This window comes from Halodesulfurarchaeum sp. (assembly GCF_036626455.1).
Taxonomy (GTDB): Archaea; Halobacteriota; Halobacteria; order Halobacteriales; family Halobacteriaceae; genus Halodesulfurarchaeum.
On sequence record NZ_JAZKRK010000077.1, the window covers coordinates 1 to 2,652 of the forward strand.

Below are 2,652 nucleotides of genomic sequence, written 5' to 3' on the forward strand. Positions count from 1 at the left end.
GGAATTGGAGCCGGAGTGCTTCTCGGAGTAGCCCTGGGCATGATACGTGACCCTGTGAGCGTGGTTCTCGGGATTGGACTCCCCGTCTTTTCGATCGGAGCCTTGCTTGCTTTGCCGACCGGTGCAATGCTGGGGGACATCGGAGCGTCGTTTCTCAAACGCCGGACCGGACGACAACGTGGCCGACCGTTTCCAGGTCTTGATCAACTAGATTTCGTGGTTGGGGCGCTTTTCCTTGCTGCGGTCGTCGATCCCGCCTGGTTCGGGTCAGTTTTTACCCTCCCAGTAATTGTGGCCGTCATTGTTTTGACGCCGATTTTGCATCTGGTCACGAACGGGATCGCGTACGCGCTTGGATTGAAGGACGAGCCTTGGTGAAGAAAACCGAGTCGTGGTAAAAACGACGAATCATGGCAACAAAGTTCGAGCCATGGTACCAGGGCGAGCAATAGCCACAGGCCTGTCCGTAACAGGACGAATCGCTTATTCGCCCCCCGCTCCGAACCCGCAGCATGACCGAGCAGATCGTCGCGGCGCTCAGGGCGGCTGAGGCCGTCCGATACGGGGAATTCGAACTCTCACACGGGGGCACGAGCGAATACTACGTCGACAAGTATCGTTTCGAAACGGACCCCCAGGCACTTCAGATGATTGCGGATGCCTTTGCCGAACGAGTGGGAGATGATACCCTGGCAGGGGTAGCATTGGGTGCGGTCCCACTCGTCACCGCGACCGGACTCGCCACCGGGAATCCATATGTGATCGTGCGCAAACAGACCAAAGGCTACGGGACTGGTAACCGAATCGAAGGCCGTCTCACGGCTGATGAAACCGTCGTCGTCCTCGAAGACGTGGCGACGACCGGAAAGAGCGCACTTTCGGCCGTTGAGGCGTTGCGGGACGCGGGTGCCCAGGTCGATCGGGTGCTCGTCGTCGTGGATCGGGAGGAAGGCGCCACAGAAACACTCGAAGAATCCGATGTGACACTCGAATCGCTCGTCACAGCCACCGATTTGCTCGAAGATCGTGGGTGAATCGATAGCGGAACGCACCAAGATATTCATGGTTGTGGAACAGTGTATTCCACACCATGAACAGAGCCGAGAAGGCCACGCTTCAGCTCCGGGCCCTTGACGTTCTCCGCTCACTCAAGGAGACCCGGACCTACGACGAACTCGCTGCGGATACGGGACTTCCCGCTGGCGACCTCAATCGGTACGTCAACGGCCATGTGCTGCCGGGGGCCAAACGGGCCCGGCGGATCGTCGCCGAGTTCGGTCGCGAGGCCATCGAAACAGAACTCGCAGACCGCGTGGAACGCGACCCGGACGGGTACGTGGATAACTCCGCGATCGTTTTTGACCAGCCGTTTTTGGACTTGGTCGGCCCCATCGCTGCCGAAGCCTTCGATTTCGAGCGGCCGGAGGTGGTTCTGACCGCGGCCACGGACGGGATCACGCTTGCGGCCTCGCTCGCGGATCATTACGGTGCTCGCTGTGCGTATGCGAAAAAGTCCAAAGAGACGGCGGTTGAGGAGTTCATCGAGGCCCGAAACCGGCTGGAGTCGGGAATCGAGATCACGTATTATCTCCCGGCGAGCGCGATTTCAAGCGGCGATGCCGTGCTGGTGGTCGACGATCTGATCCGGTCGGGGGAAACCCAGGAACTCCTCCTCGACATGGTGGAGACCGCTGGGGCCCGCGTCGCCGGGGTGTTTACCCTCATTTCCGTCGGCGCGGACGGCATCGAACGCGCCAGCGACCACACTGACGCGCCGGTCGAAACCCTCGTCGAACTCACCTGAGCATTTCGAGGACACCTCGTACCTGTGTATACTCGGTTAATTCACCCGCAGTTCATGCTCGGACATAGATATCGGCGTCACTGAAACGCTGTCCCGATACTTCGACCTCGAGATGCGGGGGACGAACCTCCGCACCGAATCAGTCGCCGGGTTGAGCACGTTCCTGACTTCGTGCGCACGAACGCGCTCGTCTGATCGGCGAGTCTGCCCGTTCGAACGAGGCTTTAACCCTCCGGGGCCCTGCCTTTCTGGTATGCTGGATCGGGTGCTGGGTCGGGCCGCTCTCAAAGAGCGGATCGAGACCCTCGAGGAGGAAAAGTCGTCCCTCGAGGCCCAACACGAGGCCGCGAAGGAACGTCGCAAAGAAGCCGTTCGGGACCGCCAAGCGGCCGAACAGACAGTCAATCGGTTGGAAGATCGGATCACTGAACTGGAAGACCGGGTCGAGCGGGCCGAATCCGGTACTCGGGACCTGCAGTTCCGTGGCAAATCGACCCTGCGTGGGGACCGTCTCGATGAAACACTCTCCCGTCTCGAATCCGTCCGAACCGAGCCGGAGGGTGCCGTGACGGCGATGGTGACGGGGACCGTCCCCAACCCACTTCGGGACGTTCTCGGGGAGCGCGCGGCGCTGGTGTCCCGGGCCGCTCCGGCACTGGTGCTTGCCGACGACCAAACGCTGGTGAGCGTCGCGCTTCGGCCGCCGGCACCGCCGGAACCGTTCGTGGAATTCGACTCCCGGTTTCGGATCCAAAGAGACTGGTTCCAGCCCCGTGGCCCCTCTGCGCTGGCACTCGTCCGATCGGATCTGTTCGCGATGGGCACCTACGATGGAACACACCAGATCG

4 protein-coding genes are annotated in these 2,652 nt (G+C 61.2%); all 4 read left to right on the forward strand.

Annotated elements, in window-relative coordinates; all coding sequences use genetic code 11:
* Window positions 1–378: CDP-archaeol synthase (locus tag V5A26_RS11370; RefSeq protein ID WP_332322562.1), on the forward strand; the 378-nt coding region annotated here is incomplete at its 5' end.
* 134 nt (window positions 379–512) lie between these two features.
* Window positions 513–1,034, forward strand: a complete 522-nt coding sequence (pyrE, locus tag V5A26_RS11375) for an orotate phosphoribosyltransferase (protein WP_332322563.1) — start codon at window positions 513–515, stop codon at window positions 1,032–1,034.
* A 56-nt stretch (window positions 1,035–1,090) separates the two neighbouring features.
* Window positions 1,091–1,804, forward strand: coding sequence for a phosphoribosyltransferase family protein (locus V5A26_RS11380; protein ID WP_332322564.1), 714 nt, complete (start codon window positions 1,091–1,093; stop codon window positions 1,802–1,804).
* 253 nt (window positions 1,805–2,057) lie between these two features.
* Window positions 2,058–2,652 (forward strand): hypothetical protein (locus V5A26_RS11385; protein ID WP_332322565.1); only part of this gene is annotated, 595 nt, incomplete at its 3' end.

Bases quoted from the DNA above. Each gene is read 5' to 3' on its own strand.
- V5A26_RS11380 (WP_332322564.1), top strand. From the start codon at position 1,091: ATGAACAGAGCCGAGAAGGCCACGCTTCAGCTCCGGGCCCTTGACGTT.
- pyrE (WP_332322563.1), top strand. From the start codon at position 513: ATGACCGAGCAGATCGTCGCGGCGCTCAGGGCGGCTGAGGCCGTCCGA.